We start from the raw sequence: 1,299 nt of genomic DNA, 5'->3' as shown, positions 1-1,299 counted from the left end.
GAGGTCTCCCGAAGATGGAAGTTCCTACGCTCGCCATCTGGAAGACCTCGACGTGCCCAACGCTACCTTCACCGCGCCCGATCTCGATACCTTCTGCCAGCTCGATCGGCTGGGCCTGACCGCGACCAAACAGTCGATCGGCGCCGACCGCTCGATCCTCGAATGCCGCGTGCTCGACCCGGACAACTGGTGCCACCAGTGCGGTCAGCAGGGCGTCTCCCGAGGAACCGTCGTCCGTCGCCTCGCCCACGTCCCGATGGGCTGGAGGCCCACGATGTTGCAGGTCAGAGTGCGCCGCTACCGGTGCCCGGACTGTCGCAGCGTGTGGCGGCAGGACACCTCGGCCGCCGCCGAACCTCGCGCGGTCCTTTCCCGGCATGCAGCGCTGTGGGCGCTCAAGGGCGTAGTCATCGATCGCTTGTCCGTCGCACGGATCGCCGCCGGGCTCGCGGTCGCCTGGAACACCGCCAACGACGCGATTCTGGCCACCGGCCAGGAACTGTTGATCAACGATTCCACCCGGTTCGACGGGGTCCGTGTGATCGGCGTGGACGAGCACGTGTGGTCCCATACCCGCCGGGGCAGCAAATACGTCACCGTCATCATCGACCTGACCCCGATCCGCGACGGCACCGGCTCCTCCAGACTGCTGGACATGGTCCCGGGGCGCTCGAAGAAGGTGTTCAAGGCCTGGCTCGATGGCCAGACCGCCGAGTTCCGCGACGGAGTCGAGGTCGTCGCAATGGACGGGTTCTCCGGTTTCAAGACCGCGACCGCCGAGGAGCTGCCCGAGGCGACAGCGGTGATGGATCCCTTCCACGTCGTTGCCCTGGCCGGCGAGAAGGTCGATCAGTGCCGCCAACGCGTCCAGCAGGCCACCCTCGGCCATCGTGGCCGGTCCGGGGACCCGCTCTACGGGATCCGCCGCGTGCTGCACACCGGCGCTGACCTGCTCACCGACAAGCAGATCACCCGCCTGAAGGCCGTGTTCGCCAGTGATGAGCACGTCGAGGTCGAGGCAACCTGGGGCGTCTACCAGCGGATCGTCGCCGCCTACCGCCATCCCGACCGCGCTGCCGGGAAGCGAGAACTGCAGGCAGTGATCGACGACCTCACCGACGGGGTGCCCAAGCAGCTCAAAGAACTCATCAGCCTCGGCCGGACACTGAAACGCCGAGCCCTCGATGTGCTGGCCTACTTCGACCACCCCGGCACCAGCAACGGCCCGACCGAGGCGATCAACGGCCGACTCGAGCACCTCCGCGGCACCGCGCTGGGCTTCCGCAACCTTGCCCACTA

1 protein-coding gene is annotated in these 1,299 nt (G+C 67.4%); it reads left to right on the top strand.

Going from position 1 to position 1,299, the window contains the following annotated elements; all coding sequences use genetic code 11:
* Window positions 1-52: 52 nt before the first annotated feature.
* Window positions 53-1,299, top strand: a 1,247-nt coding sequence (locus ACYVGD_RS16395) for an ISL3 family transposase (protein WP_460744854.1), incomplete at its 3' end; no start/stop codon positions are given.

This window comes from Mariniluteicoccus endophyticus (genome assembly GCF_054780035.1).
This window is presented reverse-complemented; position numbering and strand designations above follow the sequence as displayed.